Here is a 16,256-nt window from a genome sequence, read left to right on the forward strand (position 1 = left end):
TGGACGGGCACAGCCGATGAGCATGGATTTCGGGTTCGACGTGATCACCGACGAGGAGTACGAGAGACAACGTGCCCTCTACGGGCCGTTGACGGAGGCGGTGCGCCGGCTGATCTACGCGAGCCTGCACACCGAGATCGACGCGGACACCGTCGAAGAGGCGCAGGCAAAGATCGAGGCCGTCGCGGAGATTCTCGAGAGCAAGCAGCGCTCGAGCGTGCAGGTGGTCCATGAGGAGACCGGACGCCCGCTGGCCTGGGCGAATCCTGCTGTGGGACTGCGTAATGCGATCGCGCCTCCGATGATCATCCATCACGAGGACGACGGCCGGTGCTGGAGCGAGTTCACGCTGAGCGGCGCCTACGAGGGGCCGCCGGGCTGGGTGCACGGCGGCATCTGTGCGTTGGTGCTCGACCACCTGCTCGGCGAGGCGGCCAGCGAAGGGCTGACCAAACCGAAGTTCACCGGTACGATCTCGCTGCGCTATCTGCGCGGAACACCGCTGGGAGCGTTGCGGGCCGAGGCGTACGTCGAGCGGATCGAGGGTGTCAAGACGTTCGCGCGGGGGTACCTGCTCGACGCCGAGGGCCCGACGGTCGAGGCGGAGGGTGTGTTCATCCAGCCGGCGTGGGCGAGAGACGCCGGATGAAGTTCTACGTCAGCCTGGCGTTCCTCGACACCACCGAGGTCGTCGAAATCGCCAAGGCCGCCGACGATCTCGGCTACGAAGGCCTCGGTATCCCGGACCACGTCGTCAACCTCGAAACGTTGGCCACACCCTATCCCTACACCAAGGACGGCAGCAGGCGCTGGGAGGCGTTCACCGACTGGCCCGATCCGTGGGTGCTGATCGGCGGGCTGGCGCTCGTGACGTCGCGGACGCGGTTCGTCACCACGGTGTATCTGCCGGCGATGCGCGATCCGTATTCCGCGGCCAAGGCGATCGGCACCGCGGCCGTACTGGCCGGTGGGCGACTCGAACTCGGCATCGGGGTGGGCTGGTGCGAGGAAGAGTTCACGCTGATGGGACAGCAGTTCGCGCGTCGCGGTAAGCGCACCGACGAGATGCTCGAGCTGATGAAGGAGCTCTGGAGGCCGGGGTGGACTGAGTTCGACGGCGAGTTCTATCAGACGCCGAAGCTGGAGATGGAGCCCACGCCGCCGCCGATTCCCGTCTACGTCGGCGGGCTCTCGGACATCGCGCTGCGCCGGGCCGCGCGGCACGACGGCTGGATCGGCGACCTGATCACCACCGATCGGGCGCTCGAACGCATCGGCAAGCTGCGTGAGCTGCGGGCCGAAAAGGGTTTGACGATGGACGATTTCGAGGTGCTGACTCCGCTGACCGACGCGTTCACCCCCGAACACTACGAGCGCGCGGAGGCGGGCGGCATCACCGGCATCATCACCATGCCGTGGATGTTCTACGCCGGTCCGCAGGCCACGACGGCCGAGAAGATCGACGGGATGAAGCGGTTCCGCAAGGACCTCGGGCTGGACCCCTAGCCCCAGCGGGCGATCACATCGCCCACCGGTTGGCCCGCCGCGAGCGCGGCCATCACCAGCACCCGGGCCTGACTGGGCCGCAGGTTCGGCACCATCACCGCACCGGCCTTGACCATGTCGTCGCCGGGTCCGTACTCCGCCTCGACGGGTCCGGTCGGGACGCGGGTCGAGATCGCGAACGCGACGCCGGCCGGCGCGTGCCGACGCACCGCGTCGACCACCCCGTCGCCTGCGTTACCGGATCCCAACGCCTGCACCACGATTCCGCGTGCACCGGAGGAGACGGCGGCGTCGATCGGTCCGGGGCCGTCGCCCGGATAGGCCGCCACGATGTCGACCCGCGGAGCGTTGGCCGCCGACACCTCGGCAATGAACGGGCGTCGCGCGGGCTGGGTCAGGTTGAAGACATCGCCGCTGACCGTGCCGATCGGAGCGCCCGCGAACGGCGAGAGGCTCGCGGTGTCCATCTTCCGGGTGCCGAGGGCCTGGAATACGGTGCCGTCGAACACGATCATCACGCCCTGTTCGCGGGCGGCGGGGCTGGCGGCGACGGTCAGCGCGTCGCGCAGATTCTTCGGGCCGTCGGCGTCGGGGGCGTCGGAGGAGCGCTGCGCTCCGGTCAGCACGATCGGCGGGGCACCGCGATAGGTGACGTCCAGCCACATCGCGGTGTCCTCCATGGTGTCGGTGCCGTGTGTGATGACCACCCCGTCCGCGCCGTTGGCCACGGCGTTCCTGGCGGCCGCCCCGATCGCGTCCCAGTCGGCGGGGGTCAGCTGCGAGCTGTCCTTCTTCATCAGATCGACGATCTCGACGTCGAGCCCGGCGGCGAGCTCCGCGCCGCCGACCGTCGGACGCCGCACACCGCTGGGGTCGGTGCTCGTCGCGATCGTGCCGCCGGTGGTGATGACGACGAGGCGGGCGCTCTGGGCGCCGGCGGGGGAGGCCGACGGGCCGAGCATGCTTGTCACCGTCGCGAGGGCCACCGCTGCCGCCGCAAGTCCCTTGCGCATCGGCGCGTCACCGCCGGAAACGGCTCAGCAGACCGCGGCGCCGAACAGGTTGGGCGTAACCGGCGGGTGCCGCGGTGCCGCTGACCACGCGACCGGGTGCGCCCGCACCCATCCGCGTGCCGCGCCGGGCGTCGACCGACCAGGCGCCCGCGCCCAACGCGGAGATCGCGAGGAACCCGAAGCAGTACAGGAGCACGACCTCGCCGCCGTTCTCCATCGGCCAGAAGCTCGCCGGAGGGCCCTCGAGCGGCGGCCAGTGCTGCCAGAAGTAGGCCACCGCCATCTCGCCCGAAGCGATGAAAGCCGCTATGCGGGTGAATAATCCGACGGCGATCAACAAACCGGCCACGAGTTCGATCAGGCCGGCCCACCACAGCGGCCACGAACCGGCCTCGATCGGGACCGGGGCCGCCACCGGCCAGCCGAACACCTTCTGCGATCCGTGCAGTGCAAAGAGAATTCCGGCGATGATCCGGAACAGGCTCAGGAATGGCGACGAGTAGCTGGACAGGCGTGCGTCGAAGGTCGTCATGCGTGTTGACCCTACTTGCAGATGCGCTTCGGGCCGGGCGAAATGACCCGCCCGGCCCGAAGTGTCGCGTGCTGTTTACGTGTCTGGAGTTACACGTCGAAATAGAGCGCAACCTCGTAGGGGTGAGGGCGGATCTGGATCGGCATGATCTCGTTCTCACGCTTGTACGAGATCCAGGTCTCGATCAGGTCCTCGGTGAACACGCCACCCTCGGTGAGGTAATCGTGATCCTCTTCGAGCTTGTCGATGACCGCCGACAGCGAGGTGGGCGCCTGCGGAATGTTGGCGGCCTCCTCCGGCGGCAGCTCGTAGAGGTCCTTGTCCACGGGGGTCAGCGGTTCGATCTTCTTCTTGATGCCGTCGAGGCCTGCCATCAGCATCGCCGCGAACGCCAGGTATGGGTTGCCCGAGCTGTCGGGGCAGCGGAACTCGAGGCGCTTGGCCTTCGGGTTGTTGCCCGTGATCGGGATGCGGACACACGCCGAGCGGTTGCGCTGGCTGTACACCAGGTTGATCGGCGCCTCGTAGCCCGGCACCAGGCGCTTGTAGGAGTTCACCGTCGGGTTGGTGAACGCCAGCAGCGACGGCGCGTGGTGCAGGATGCCGCCGATGTAGTGGCGCGCGGTGTCGGACAGGCCCGCGTAGCCGGACTCGTCGTGGAAGAGCGGCTGGCCGTCCTTCCACAGCGACTGGTGCGCGTGCATACCGGAGCCGTTGTCGCCGAACAGCGGCTTGGGCATGAAGGTGACGGTCTTGCCGGCCTGCCATGCGGTGTTCTTGATGATGTATTTGAACAGCAGCACATCGTCGGCCGCGTGCAGCAGGGTGTTGAACTTGTAGTTGATCTCGGCCTGTCCGGCGGTGCCCACCTCGTGGTGGCCACGCTCGAGGGTGAAGCCGGCGTTGATCAGGTTGGTGGCCATCTGGTCGCGCAGGTCCACGTAGTGGTCATAGGGGGCCACGGGGAAGTAGCCGCCCTTCGGCCGGACCTTGTACCCGCGGTTGGCGCTGCCGTCGGCCTCGACCGGTTCACCGGTGTTCCACCAACCGGCCTCGGAATCGACCTCGTAGAAGGTGCCGTTGATCCGGGAGTCGAACGTCACCGAGTCGAAGATGTAGAACTCGGCCTCGGCGCCGAAGTACGCCGTATCGGCGATGCCGGTGCTGGCCAGGTAGTTCTCCGCCTTGCGGGCGACGTTGCGGGGATCCCTCGAGTAGGCCTCGCGAGTGAACGGATCGTGCACGAAGAAGTTCACGTTCAGCGTCTTCGCGGCGCGGAAGGGGTCGATGCGCGCGGTCGCGGGGTCCGGAAGCAGCATCATGTCCGATTCGTGGATCGACTGGAAGCCGCGGACCGACGAGCCGTCGAACGCCAGGCCGTCCTCGAAGACGTCCTGGGTGAAGGCCGAAGCCGGGATCGAGAAGTGCTGAACGACTCCGGGCAGGTCGCAGAACCGGATGTCGACGTACTCGACGTCCTGGTCCTTGATCAGCTTGAGGATGTCGTCGGCCGTCTTTTCTGCCACTGAGTTTTCTCCTTTATTCAGTAACTCGCGCGTTGACGCTAAGGACACGATGTTGCACGGTCGTCAACCGAATGTTGCGCTGAAGTTACGCAATCACGTCAGTGCTTGTCGCCGGCGGCCGATGGACTTCCTCGAGTCCCATATCCTTCAGTGTATGGCCCGCACACTGGGGTCCTGGCTGTCGGGACCCGATCCGACCAGCGACGCCGGACCCAACGACTATCCCGGTCAGCGGCTGGGTTTGCCGGAGACCGGTCCCGGGTCGATCGCCCGCTTCGGCAGGCGCATCGCCGCGCTGATGATCGACTGGTTCATCGCTTACGGGCTGGTGGGGCTTGCCGTCAACCTCGGGCTGATCAGCAAGGATGCGTTCCTGTACTCGCCGCTGGGCTCGACGGCCATCGCGGTGGTGTGGCTGCTGCTCGGCATCGTCTCGGTGCGGTTGTACGGGTTCACGCCCGGCCAGTGGGCACTGGGTTTGCGGGTCGCCTCGATCGATCACCGCCAGCACGTCGGCGTCGGCCGCGCCGCGGTGCGCGGGCTGCTGGTGTTCTTCATCATCCCCGCGCTGTTCACCGATAAGGACTTCCGCGGCTATCAGGACCGCTTCACCAACACCGCGGTGGTCCGGCGGTAGTTCGCGGGTGCAGGTCAGGTCTCGTGGCGGATCTGGCCGTTCATCATCGTCAGCGTCACGTCGGCCCGGTGGATGTCGTGCGGGTCGACCTCGAAGATGTTCTCGCTGAGCACGATGAGATCGGCGAGCTTGCCGACCTCGAGTGAGCCCACCTCATCGTCCATCCGGAGCTGGTAGGCCGCCCCGAGCGTGTTCGCGTGCACGGCTTCCGCGACGGTCAGCCGTTGGTCGGCCGGCGCCAACACCGGCGCATCCGGCTCGCCGATCAGCGTGCGGGTGACGCCGATCTGGATCGAGTCGAGTGGTCTGTACGTTGAAAAGTAGCCCGCCGCAGGCCAATCCGTGCCCAGCGAGATGCGCCCGCCCGATTTCAGCACGTCCTGAGGGCGATACATCAGGTCTTTGCGCGGCGCGCCGTAGCGGGCGGCCATGTTCTGCATCGTGTCGGGATCGGCGGACATCCAGTTGGCCGAGAACTGCGCGACGACGCCAAGCTCGCCGAAGCGCCCGCTGTCGGGGTCCTCGACGTACACCAGGTGCGCGACGGCGTGCCTGCGGTCGCGCGGGGGATTGGCGGCGACGGCCCGCTCGATCGCGTCCAGCGCAACGCGGGCGGTGCGCTCACCGCATGCGTGGACGTGCACGTCGAAGCCCGCGGCGTCGACCCGGCCGATGAGCTCGTGCCACTGCTGCTCGGTGAACGGCGATCCGCCCGTGGAGTCGGGCTTGTCCGCGTACGGCTCGATCAACCACGCGGTGTAGCCGCCCTGGGTACCGTCGCCGACGATCTTGACCACATCGGCCCGCACCAGATCGGTTGTGAACCGGTCGCGGATATCGGTCAGTTTCTGCACGGCGTCGTCCACCGGCGCGGATCGCACGCTGTAGGACGCCACCACCCGGAACGGCAGCGCTCCGCGCTTCTCGATGTCGGTGTACAGGCCGATCAGCGCACCCTGGTCCTCGCCGATCGGCGGTACTCCGGCGTCGAAGACCGACGTGATGCCGGCCGCCGACGCCTTCGGCAGCCACGTTTCGAGCAGGCGTCCCATGGTCTCCGGCGAGATCGGCTCGATCGCGTCGACCAACCCGAGAACCGCGTTCACCTCGAGCACGTATCCGGTCGGGTCGCCGTTGCGGTCTCGCACGTAGTAGCTGAACCCAGGAATCGGATCGGGGGTGTCGCGGTGCACACCCGCGATCTCGAGCGCCTTGCTGTTGGCCCACAGGCTGTGTCCGTCGATGGCGAAGAAGAACCCCGGCCGGTCGGGCAGCACGCGGTCGAGGTCGGCGCGGTCGGGTCCGGCGGGGCCGAACATGTCGACGCGCCAACCGAATCCGCGCACCGGCCCGGTAGGATTCGCCTTCGCGTACCGCTCGATCGCGGCAAGCGCGTCGGCTCCGGTCGGCAGTTGCAGGTCGACGCCCGAGGTGAGGAAGGCGCCGAGGAACGGGTGGATGTGGCCTTCGACGAAACCAGGCATCAGCAACCGGCCCGGTAGGTCTACGACCCGGGTGTCGGGTCCGACGAGCGCCATCGCGCCCGCCTCGTCACCGACGTGAGCGATGGTGTTGCCCCGCACCGCGACCGCCTGGGCCCAGGGCTGCGGTCCCGCGACGGTGTAGATCGGGCCGTTGCGGAACACGAAGTCAGCGGTCGCCTTCTCGGTGCCGGTCTCGGGTTCCGGCGTCACCGAGCAGGCGCTCGCCGCCGTCGCGGCGAGGGCCACCGCGCCCGCACGCAGCACCGTCCGACGGGAGAAATGGGGTGCCCATTCGCAGGCGGTACACATGGCCGGGGAAGTATCGCGAAGTGTTCGGCGCCGCGGCAAGGCGGCGCGCCGGGCCGTCAGCGGCGGCGCACGGTGCGCTGCACGCCGCGCATCTTGGCCTGCGCCGGCAGCGGACCCTTGGGCATCGCGGCGGGTCCCACCTTCGTGCCGAGCGCGGCCAGCCGCGACTCGAGCGAGTCCATCTGCTTGACGGTGATGTTGGCGGGCAGCTTGTTCAAATGGCGCTCCAGCTTGGCCAGCGGCACCTCGCCCTCGCCGTTGCCGATGATGACGTCATAGATCGGGGTGTCGCCGACCAGTCGAGCCGTGCGCTTCTTCTCCTGCGCCAGCAGCGGCCGCACGCGCGACGGCGAACCCTCACCGACGAAGATCACGCCGGGCCTGCCGATCACGCGGTGCACCGCGTCGAAGTGACCCGTCGCTGCGACACCGGGCGTCACGCGCCACTTGCCCCGCATGTTGTCCAGCGCCCAGGCCGCGGCGCCCGTCTGGCCCTCGGCCTTGCTGTACACCGATTTCTGCGCGCGCCTGCCGAAGATGATGAACGCCACCAGCGCGCCGAGCACGATGCCCAGCGGAATCATCATGTAGGTGGTGAAGCCGCCCGCGAAGAGGCCGAGCGCCACAGAGGCGGCGACGATCAGCACGAACGCGCCGATCATGTACGGCAGGAGGCGCTTGTCCTCCTTGCGCTGCATCTGGAACGCCTGCCACAGCTGGCTGCGGCGTTCTTTCGACGCTGCCTTGCGGGCCGCCTTGGCCTCGGCCTTCGCGGCCTTCATGGCCTCGGGATTGCGGGATTTCGCCATTGCTTCAGGATACGGAGTCCGATGTCGGCGCCGTCGCGGCTCCCGTCTCCGATATCGCTTTGGCCTGCGCGTAGAGCCGACCCGCGCGGTATGACGACCTCACCAGCGGTCCGGCCAGCACACCGGCAAAGCCGAGACCCTGAGCGAACCGCTCGTGTTCGACGAATTCGTCGGGGTGCACCCAGCGCTCCACCGGGTGGTGGCGCACCGAGGGCCGCAGGTACTGCGTGATAGTGACGATGTCGCAGCCCGCGTCGTGCAGATCGGTCAGCGCGGTGCGCACCTCCTCGGGCGTCTCGCCCATGCCGAGGATCAGGTTCGACTTCGTCACCAACCCGTACTCGCGCGCCGCGGTCAGGACCTCGAGGCTGCGCTCGTACCGGAACGCCGGCCGGATGCGTTTGAAGATCCGCGGAACGGTTTCGACATTGTGCGCCAACACTTCTGGGCGCGAGTCGAACACCTGGCGCAGCAGATCCGGATCACCGTTGAAGTCGGGGATCAGCAACTCGACGCCGGTGTTCGGGTTGAGCGCCTTGATCGCGCGGACCGTCTCGGCGTACAACCACGCGCCGCCGTCGGGCAGGTCATCGCGGGCCACACCGGTCACCGTCGAGTAGCGCAACCCCATCGCCTGCACGCTCTCGGCGACCCGGCGCGGCTCGTCGCGGTCGAGCTCGGCGGGCCTGCCGGTGTCGATCTGGCAGAAATCGCAGCGACGCGTGCACTGCTCACCGCCTATCAGGAAGGTGGCCTCGCGGTCCTCCCAGCATTCGAAGATGTTGGGGCAGCCTGCTTCTTCGCAGACTGTGTGCAGACCCTCGCGCTTCACCAGCGCCTTGAGCTCCTGGTACTCCGGACCCATCCGAGCGCGGGTCTTGATCCACGGCGGCTTGCGCTCGATCGGCGTCTCGGCGTTGCGGACCTCGAGACGCAGCAGCCGCCGGCCTTCCGGAGCCGCATGGCCGGCGACATTGGATGCCGGAGCCGCATGGCCGGCGACATTGGATGAAGGTGCGACAGTCACTACGTCAACGCTACTACCAGCCGACCGTCGAGCGCATCGCACACGGCCTCGGCCACCGGGTCGATGACGTCGGCGACCGCGACGCGACGCCCCAGTTCAGCCGTCAGCGAAGTGACCCCGGCGTCGGCGATTCCGCACGGCACGATCGCCGAATACGCCGACAGGTCGCAATCGCAGTTCAGTGCGAACCCGTGCAGCGTCGTTCCCCGCGCCACCCGGATGCCGATCGCGGCGATCTTGCGGGCCCGGCCGGTTCCGGCGCTATCGGATTCGCGGTCCGCCGCGGACGGCACCCACACCCCGGACCGGCCCTCCACCCGGCCGGTCCGCACGCCCAGGTCGGAGCAGACCTTGATCAGCGCCTCCTCTAGGCGGCGCACAAAGTTGACGACGTCCAGCGGTTCGGCCAGGCCGACGATCGGATAGCCGACGAGCTGACCCGGTCCGTGCCAGGTGATCTTCCCGCCGCGGTCGGTGTCGATGACGGGCGTGGTGCCGACGCCCGGGCGGGGCCGCTCCTCGGCGAGCGTGCGCCGCCCCGCGGTGTACACCGGCGGGTGCTCGAGCAGCAGAAGCGTGTCCGGGCCGCCCGCCACCCGCTGGTCGGCGATCGTGCGCTGCAATTGCCACGCGTTCTCGTACTCGACCGACCCCAGCCGGCGCACGTCGACCGGCGCTGTCGCCGAACGAATCGAATCCGCCATACCGACGACGCTACTCCGGCGACGCGGTGGCGAACGCCAATGCCTCACCAATGGTGTTGTGGTGGAAGACGAAACCGGCCCGCTCGAGTGCGGCCGGAATGGCACGTTGACCGCCGAGCAGACCCTCGTCGGCGAACTCGCCGAGCGCGGCGCGCAGCGCGAACCCGGGCACCATCAGCGGTGTCGGGCGGTTGACCGCGCGCCCCACCGCCGTCGTGAACTCGGCGTTGGTGACCGGCGCCGGGCCGGTCAGGTTCACCGGCCCCGACAGCTCCTCGTGCGAGATCGCGAACAGCAGCGCGCGGATCTCGTCCTCCAGGCTGATCCACGGCATGTACTGGCGGCCGTTACCCAGGCGGGCGCCCAAACCCAGGGAGAACAGCGGCTTGAGCCTGCCCAGCACTCCTCCGGCCTGCGCCAACACCAGCCCCGACCGCACCAGCACCACCCGGGCGCCGTCCTGGCGGGCCGGCCAGGTGGCGGCCTCCCAGTCGACGCAGAGATTGGCGAGGAACCCGTCGCCCGCCGAAGCGGTCTCGTCGGTGATGCGGTGGCCCGTGTCGCCGTAGTACCCGACCGCGCTGGCGTTGACGAGCACCGGCACCTCCGCCTCAGCGACGGCGGCGGCCAGCACCTCGGTCGGGCCGATGCGGCTGTCGCGCAGGCTTTGTTTGAACGCGCCCGACCACCGTTTCTCGCCGACGTTCACCCCACACAGGTTGACCACCGCATCCACCCCGGCCAGCGTCGCCGGGTCGAACTCACCGGTGTCGGGGTTCCAGAACACCTCGTCGGCGTTCGACGGTGCGCGCCGGACGATGCGGAGCACACGGCGGTCGGTGGCGCGCAGCGCGTAGACCAGAGCCGTGCCGATCAGACCGGACGATCCCGCGATCGCGATTACGGCTTCGGACACGACAGGCGTAAGCCCTTCTCTCGGAACCTTCTACAGGCCCAGATCGGCCTCGAATGCGCCTTCCTCGAGGCGGCGCTTGACGGTTGTCAGGAAGCGTCCGGCGTCGGCACCGTCGATCAACCGGTGATCGTAGGTCAGCGGCAGGTAGCACACCGACCGCACGCCGATCGACTCGTTGCCGAACTCGTCGGCGATCACCCGCGGCCGCTTGACGATCGCACCCGTGCCCAACATCGCCGCCTGCGGCGGCACCAGGATCGGCGTGTCGAACAGTGCGCCCTGGCTGCCGATGTTGGTGATGGTGAACGTCCCGCCGGACAACTCGTCGGGCTTGAGATCACCGGACCTCGCGCGCGCGGCGATGTCCGAGATCGCGCGGGCCAGCCCGCCCAGCGACAGGTCGCCGGCGTTCTTGATGACCGGTGAGAGCAGACCCTGTTCGGTGTCCACCGCGATGCCGAGATGCTCGGCGTCGTAGTAGGTGATTTCCTTGGTCTCTTCGTTATAGCTGGCGTTGACGTTCGGATGCGCCTTGAGCGCGTCGATGACCGCGACGGCGATGAACGGCAGATAGGTCAGGTTCACGCCTTCGCGTTCGGCGAAGCTGGCCTTCGCCCGCGCCCGCAGCGACACGATCCTGGTCATGTCGACCTCGTGGGTCTGCGTCAGTTGCGCTGTCGCCTGCAGAGATTCGCGGGTCTTCTTGGCGGTCAACTGACGGATCCGGGTGGCCTTCTGCGTGGTGCCGCGCAGGTGTGCCAGGGATGCGCGCGAGGCGTTGGCGTCCGCAGGTGCCGCTGCCGCCGGCGACTTGCCCGGGGCCTCGGCGGCCTGTTCGGTCGACGGTGCCTTGCTCGACTCCGCCGCCGCCAGGACGTCCTGCTTGCGAATCCGTCCACCAACCCCGGTGCCCTTCACGCTGGCGAGGTCAACGTTGTTCTCCGCGGCCAACTTTCGCACCAACGGGGTGACGTAGGGGCCGGAGTCGCTCGACGGCTCAGGTTCGGACTTCGGTTGGGGCTTGGGCGCCGGCTTCGATTCGGATTTCGGCTCGGGCTTCGGTTCGGACTTGGGTTCCGACTTGGCCTCTTGCTTGGGTTCCGGCTCGGGCTGTTCCTTCGACTCCTGCTTCGGTTCGGGCTCCGGCTCCGGCTCAGGTTCCGGTTCGGGTTCCGGCTCCGGCTCAGGTTCCGGTTCGGGCTCGGCTTCGGACTTTGCATCGGCATCGCCGATCTTGGCCAGTTCGCCACCCACCTCGACGGTGTCGTCTTCTTCGGCGACGATCTCGATCAGCGTGCCCGCCACGGGCGAGGGGATCTCGGTGTCGACCTTGTCCGTCGAGACCTCCAGCAGCGGCTCGTCGACCTCCACGCTGTCGCCGACCTTCTTCAGCCAACGGGTCACGGTGCCTTCGGTGACCGACTCGCCGAGTTCGGGCATCAGCACCGGTGTCGCCTCACCCGAGGATTTCGCGGGGGGTTTGGACTTGGGCTCGGGTTCTGATTCCGTCTCTTCGGCGGCGGGTTCGGACTGCGCGGCGGGCTCCTCTGCCGGCTTTTCCTCGGCGGGCTCCTCCTGGTCCTCCTCGGCGTCGTCGGAGTCTGCGGTGTCGCCTTCGTCCTCGTCGGATTCGCCGGTGTCACCCCCGTCCTCGTCGGCGTCGCCGATGACCGCGAGCTCGCCGCCAACCTCAACGGTGTCGTCCTCTTGGGCGATGATCTTCTTCAGCACACCGGAAGCGGGCGCGGGGATCTCGGTGTCGACCTTGTCGGTGGAGACTTCGAGCAACGGCTCATCTTGTTCGACCGTGTCACCCTCTTGCTTGAGCCATCGGGTGACAGTCCCCTCGGTAACGCTCTCACCGAGTGCGGGCATCTGAACAGAGATGGCCATGTGATTGACTCCCTCGCTCCCTTGAACGGTCGTCGATCGTGCTGGGGTGATTGTCTTCATACCCATCCTGTCACGTCCGGACGCGCAGTTCGCCGCAGACTGTCCGACCCAACGCTCTGGCACTATCGAAAGAGCTATCGGAGGGAGAGCGGACGGGAGTGGGAGTCCTCGACAGGTTCCGGCGCGGCAAGCGCGGGTCCAGAGGCCCGCGCGACGATCCTGCCGCCGATCTGAACTACCTGCGCCAGTGGGTCGCCGACCACACCGGCGTCGAAGCGTTCGTCGAACCGAAGACCACCGTCACCGATGTCACCGTGGTGCTGGTCGCCGCCGACGGCGAGTGGACGCGGCGCCGCGCCGGGGGAGACGCGGGTGCCCGTCTGCTGTCCGACCGGCTGGGGATCCCCGTCTACGACGTGCAGAAAGTCGGCTATCCGCAGCGGATGCGCGACTACGACGAGCGGCGCCGGATCGAGCGCCGACGTGCGATGCGACGCGAGCTCGAGGAGCGCTAGCCGCAGCACTGATACGGTACCGGCGGTTTCGCCAATTCACGGGAGGTGTAATGGGGGCGATCGCGCAGCGATTCGTCGACAGCACGGATGACGTGCGGATCGCGGTCTACGAAGAGGGCAACCCCGACCGTCCCACCCTGGTTCTCGTGCACGGGTGGCCGGATACGCACGTCCTGTGGGACGGAGTGGTACCCCTGCTGGCCGACCGGTTCCGTATCGTGCGCTACGACAACCGCGGCGTCGGGGAATCGACTGGGCCCAAACGGGTTTCGGCCTACCGAATGTCGCGGTACGCCGAGGACTTCGAAGCGGTCGTCGCCGCGGTCAGCCCGGCCGGGCCGGTGCACGTGCTCGCCCACGACTGGGGTTCGGCGGCCATGTGGGAGTACCTGGCCCGGCCCGGTGCCGGCGACCGGATCGCGTCGTTCACCTCGGTCTCGGGTCCGAGCATCGATCACCTGAACGTCTTCATCACCAGTGCCCTGATGCGCCCGTGGCGCCCGCGCCGGTTCGTGCGCGCGCTGAGCCAGTTCCTGTCGTTCTCGTACATGGGGTTCTTCTCGATCCCGGTGGTGGCCCCGTTGGCGGTACGCGCCTTCGTCGCCGAGTTCGTGCGCCAGATCCTGTTGGTGCGCGACGGCATCCCGCGCGAGCAACTGCACCATTCGGCGACCTACAGGGCCGACGCCGCGAAGGGCGTCAAGGTGTACGGCGCCAACTACCTGCGGTCGATGGCGCCGGGGCGCAAGGACCACTACGTCGACATCCCGGTGCAGCTCATCGTCAACACCAGGGATCCGTTCGTGCGGCCGCACGTCTACGAGGACACCCGCCGATGGGTGGCGCGGCTGTGGCGCCGCGACATCGCCGCCGGACACTGGTCGCCGATGTCGCATCCGCAGGCCGTCGCGACGTCGGTCGAGCAGCTCGTCGACTATCTCGAGGGCGAGCCCCCCGCGCGTGAGCTGTTGCGCGCGCAGGTCGGCCGGCCGCGCGAACACTTCAGCGACACACTGGTTTCGGTGACAGGCGCCGGCAGCGGCATCGGCCGTGCGACGGCGCTTGCCTTCGCCCGCGAGGGTGCCGAGATCGTTGTCAGCGACGTCGACGAGGGCACAGTGAAAGAGACCGCTGCCCAGATCGCCGCCCGCGGCGGAATCGCGCACGCTTACACCGTCGATGTGTCCGACGCCGACGCCGTCGAGCGGTTCGCCGACGAGGTGTGCGCCGAACACGGGGTGCCCGACATCGTGGTGAACAACGCTGGTGTCGGACACGCGGGGATGTTCCTCGACACCCCGCGCGAGGAGTACGACCGCGTGCTGGCCATCAACTTCGGCGGAGTCGTCAACTGCTGCAGGTCATTTGGCCGCCGGCTGGTCGACCGCGGGCTGGGCGGGCACGTCGTGAACATCTCGTCGATGGCGGCGTACTCGCCGCAGCAGTCGATGAACGCGTACGCCACCAGCAAGGCGGCGGTGTTCATGTTCGGCGACTGCCTGCGCGCCGAACTGGACCAGGCGGGCGTCGGCCTCACCACGGTCTGTCCGGGCGCTATCGACACCAACATCGTGCACACCACCCGGTTCGATGCTCCCGCGTCCAAACTGGACAAGGTCGAAGCCCGTCGCGCGCAACTCGAAAAGGTGTTCTCCCGACGCGGCTATGGGCCGGACAAAGCCGCCCACGCGATCGTCTCGGCGGTCAAGAAGAACAAGCCGATCCGCCCGGTCGCGCCCGAGGCGCACATCGTCTACGCCGTCGCGCATCTGCTGCCACAGGTGATGCGCAGCACCGCGCGCGGCAAGGTCCTCTAGCCGCTCGCGGCTACTGCCGAATCAGCCGCTCGCGGCTACTGCCAGATCAGCCGCTCGCGGCTATATCCTCCAGGACCGCGAACATCGTCCGCGTCGGCACACCCGTGCCGCCCTTGCCGGTGTAGCCCCACGGGCCTGACGTGTTGTACGCCGGGCCCGCGATGTCGATGTGGGCCCACTGCACGCCCTCGCGCACGAACTCGCGTAGGTATGTGCCCGCGACCAGCATCCCGGCGAAGCGGGACCCGCTGACGTTGGCGAGGTCGGCGACCGTCGACTTGAGGTCGTCCTTGAGTTCCTCTGGCAACGGCATGGGCCAGGCGTTCTCGCCGACGGCCTGGGAAATCCTCGCCACCCGGTCGCGGAACTCGTCGCTGCCCATGACCCCCGGTGTGCGGGAGCCCAGCGCGACGGTCTGCGCGCCGGTCAGCGTCGAGGTCTCGATCAGGTAGTCCGGTTCGTCCTCGCCAGCGCGCACGATCGCGTCGGCCAGGATCAGCCTGCCCTCGGCGTCGGTGTTGAGCACCTCGACCGTGATGCCGCCGTACTGGGTCAGGACGTCGCCGGGACGCTGTGCGGTCGCCGACGGCATGTTCTCGGCCATCGGCACCGTGGCGATGACGTCGATCGGCAGCTTCTGCTTGGCGGCCAGCACCACCGTCGCGATGACGGCCGCCGCGCCGCCCATGTCGGAGGTCATGTGGTGCATGTTCGCCGCGGGCTTGATCGAGATGCCGCCGGTGTCGAACGTGATGCCCTTGCCGACCAGCGCGACCTTCTTGCCCTTGCGCTTGGCGCCCTTGTGCGTCAACCGCACCAACCTCGGCGGCCGCGACGACCCCTTGCCGACGCCGATGATGCCACCGTAACCGGCCTTCTCCAATGCCTTCTCATCGAGGATCTCGACCGACAGTCCAGCCGCCTCACCCAAAGCCTTTGCGCGCCGGGCGAACTCGTCGGGGAAGAGGTGGCTGGGCGGCGTGTTGACGAAATCGCGGGCGGTGGCCACCGCCGTCGCGATGTCCGCCGCACGCTGCGCGGACTCCTTGGTGGCCGACTTGGTGTCGGGGGCCAGCGCGGTGATCTCGCGCAGGCCGGCGTCCTTCGGGGCGGTCTTCTCGCTGCGGAAGTCGCTGAACCGGTACGCGCCCAAGATCAGCCCCTCGATCGCCGCGGTCAGGTCAACACCCGACAGCGTGGTCACCACCGACCCGGTGCCGTTCAGCGAACGGGCGGCGACACCCGCGGCGCGGCGCACCGCGTCGGGTGAATAGCTGTCGCGCCGCTTGCCGAGCCCGACCGCCAGCACGCTGCCCACCGGGAGCGACGGCGCCACGACACGCGTCACCTGCTCGATGCCTGCCTTGGCGCCCAGCGCCGCCAGCGCGGTCTCGATCTCGGCGACCGCAGAGGTGTCGAGGAACGGGCTGGCCAACACCCTCGCCGAGGAGTCGTCGTCACCGTTGACCACGGGCACGATCAGCACCGAGGCGTCGACCTTGCGTTTGGGCAGCGAGGAGCTGACGGTGACGGTGGGGGCTTGGTATCCGGGGGTTGCAGGGCTCACG

The 16,256-nt window shown here is 68.2% G+C and carries 15 protein-coding genes; 5 read left to right on the forward strand and 10 right to left on the reverse strand.

What is annotated here, in order from left to right:
- Positions 1-16 precede the first annotated feature (16 nt).
- Both A5650_RS04275 and A5650_RS04280 read left to right on the forward strand, forming a co-directional pair.
- Positions 17-649, forward strand: a complete 633-nt coding sequence (locus A5650_RS04275; RefSeq protein WP_067286577.1) for a PaaI family thioesterase — start codon at positions 17-19, stop codon at positions 647-649.
- Positions 646-1,506, forward strand: coding sequence for a TIGR03619 family F420-dependent LLM class oxidoreductase (locus tag A5650_RS04280; protein ID WP_067286580.1), 861 nt, complete (start codon positions 646-648; stop codon positions 1,504-1,506). The genes A5650_RS04275 and A5650_RS04280 overlap by 4 nt, the downstream gene beginning before the upstream one ends.
- Here A5650_RS04280 and A5650_RS04285 read toward each other — a convergent pair.
- The 3 genes from A5650_RS04285 to glnA form a co-directional block, all read right to left on the reverse strand.
- Positions 1,503-2,468 (reverse strand): asparaginase, encoded by a 966-nt coding sequence (locus A5650_RS04285; RefSeq protein ID WP_067286705.1) that lies wholly within the window; start codon positions 2,466-2,468, stop codon positions 1,503-1,505. The genes A5650_RS04280 and A5650_RS04285 overlap by 4 nt on opposite strands.
- A 58-nt stretch (positions 2,469-2,526) precedes the next feature.
- Complete coding sequence (locus tag A5650_RS04290; protein ID WP_067286582.1) at positions 2,527-3,051, reverse strand: DoxX family protein; 525 nt, start codon at positions 3,049-3,051, stop codon at positions 2,527-2,529.
- 89 nt (positions 3,052-3,140) lie between these two features.
- Positions 3,141-4,577: a type I glutamate--ammonia ligase gene (gene glnA / locus A5650_RS04295; protein ID WP_067286584.1), complete on the reverse strand. Its 1,437-nt coding sequence runs from the start codon at positions 4,575-4,577 to the stop codon at positions 3,141-3,143.
- A 154-nt stretch (positions 4,578-4,731) separates the two neighbouring features.
- On the opposite strand from glnA, the gene A5650_RS04300 reads away from it, so the two are divergent.
- The gene (locus A5650_RS04300; RefSeq protein WP_067087795.1) at positions 4,732-5,214 is read left to right on the forward strand and encodes an RDD family protein; all 483 of its coding nucleotides are present in this window, start codon (positions 4,732-4,734) and stop codon (positions 5,212-5,214) included.
- A gap of 14 nt (positions 5,215-5,228) precedes the next feature.
- Here A5650_RS04300 and A5650_RS04305 read toward each other — a convergent pair whose 3' ends face one another.
- The 6 genes from A5650_RS04305 to sucB form a co-directional block, all read right to left on the reverse strand.
- The gene (locus A5650_RS04305) at positions 5,229-7,007 is read right to left on the reverse strand and encodes an amidohydrolase (RefSeq protein ID WP_197501780.1); all 1,779 of its coding nucleotides are present in this window, start codon (positions 7,005-7,007) and stop codon (positions 5,229-5,231) included.
- A 56-nt stretch (positions 7,008-7,063) separates the two neighbouring features.
- Positions 7,064-7,816, reverse strand: coding sequence for a DUF4191 domain-containing protein (locus A5650_RS04310; RefSeq protein WP_067286587.1), 753 nt, complete (start codon positions 7,814-7,816; stop codon positions 7,064-7,066).
- A 4-nt stretch (positions 7,817-7,820) separates the two neighbouring features.
- Positions 7,821-8,756 carry a lipoyl synthase gene (gene lipA, locus A5650_RS04315; RefSeq protein WP_067286707.1) on the reverse strand — a complete coding sequence of 312 codons (936 nt, stop codon included), beginning with the start codon at positions 8,754-8,756 and terminating at the stop codon, positions 7,821-7,823.
- 86 nt (positions 8,757-8,842) lie between these two features.
- Entirely contained in the window at positions 8,843-9,547 is a 705-nt protein-coding gene (gene lipB / locus A5650_RS04320) for a lipoyl(octanoyl) transferase LipB (RefSeq protein ID WP_067286589.1), read from the reverse strand.
- 10 nt (positions 9,548-9,557) lie between these two features.
- Positions 9,558-10,463: a TIGR01777 family oxidoreductase gene (locus tag A5650_RS04325; protein ID WP_067286591.1), complete on the reverse strand. Its 906-nt coding sequence runs from the start codon at positions 10,461-10,463 to the stop codon at positions 9,558-9,560.
- A 30-nt stretch (positions 10,464-10,493) separates the two neighbouring features.
- The gene (gene sucB, locus A5650_RS04330; protein ID WP_156744004.1) at positions 10,494-12,356 is read right to left on the reverse strand and encodes a 2-oxoglutarate dehydrogenase, E2 component, dihydrolipoamide succinyltransferase; all 1,863 of its coding nucleotides are present in this window, start codon (positions 12,354-12,356) and stop codon (positions 10,494-10,496) included.
- A 158-nt stretch (positions 12,357-12,514) separates the two neighbouring features.
- Here sucB and A5650_RS04335 point away from each other — a divergent pair, with 158 nt between their 5' ends.
- Together A5650_RS04335 and A5650_RS04340 are read left to right on the forward strand one after the other, a co-directional pair.
- Complete coding sequence (locus A5650_RS04335) at positions 12,515-12,871, forward strand: oxidoreductase (protein ID WP_067286593.1); 357 nt, start codon at positions 12,515-12,517, stop codon at positions 12,869-12,871.
- Positions 12,872-12,921: 50 nt separating this feature from the next.
- On the forward strand, positions 12,922-14,688 hold the full coding sequence (locus tag A5650_RS04340; RefSeq protein ID WP_067286594.1) for an SDR family oxidoreductase: 1,767 nt from the start codon (positions 12,922-12,924) through the stop codon (positions 14,686-14,688).
- A gap of 46 nt (positions 14,689-14,734) precedes the next feature.
- Here the strand turns inward: A5650_RS04340 and A5650_RS04345 are convergent, their stop codons facing one another.
- Entirely contained in the window at positions 14,735-16,255 is a 1,521-nt protein-coding gene (locus A5650_RS04345) for a leucyl aminopeptidase (protein WP_067286710.1), read from the reverse strand.
- Between the last annotated feature and the right edge of the window lies 1 nt (position 16,256).

This window comes from Mycobacterium sp. 1164985.4, assembly GCF_001668575.1.
In the GTDB taxonomy this organism is placed as follows: domain Bacteria; phylum Actinomycetota; class Actinomycetes; order Mycobacteriales; family Mycobacteriaceae; genus Mycobacterium.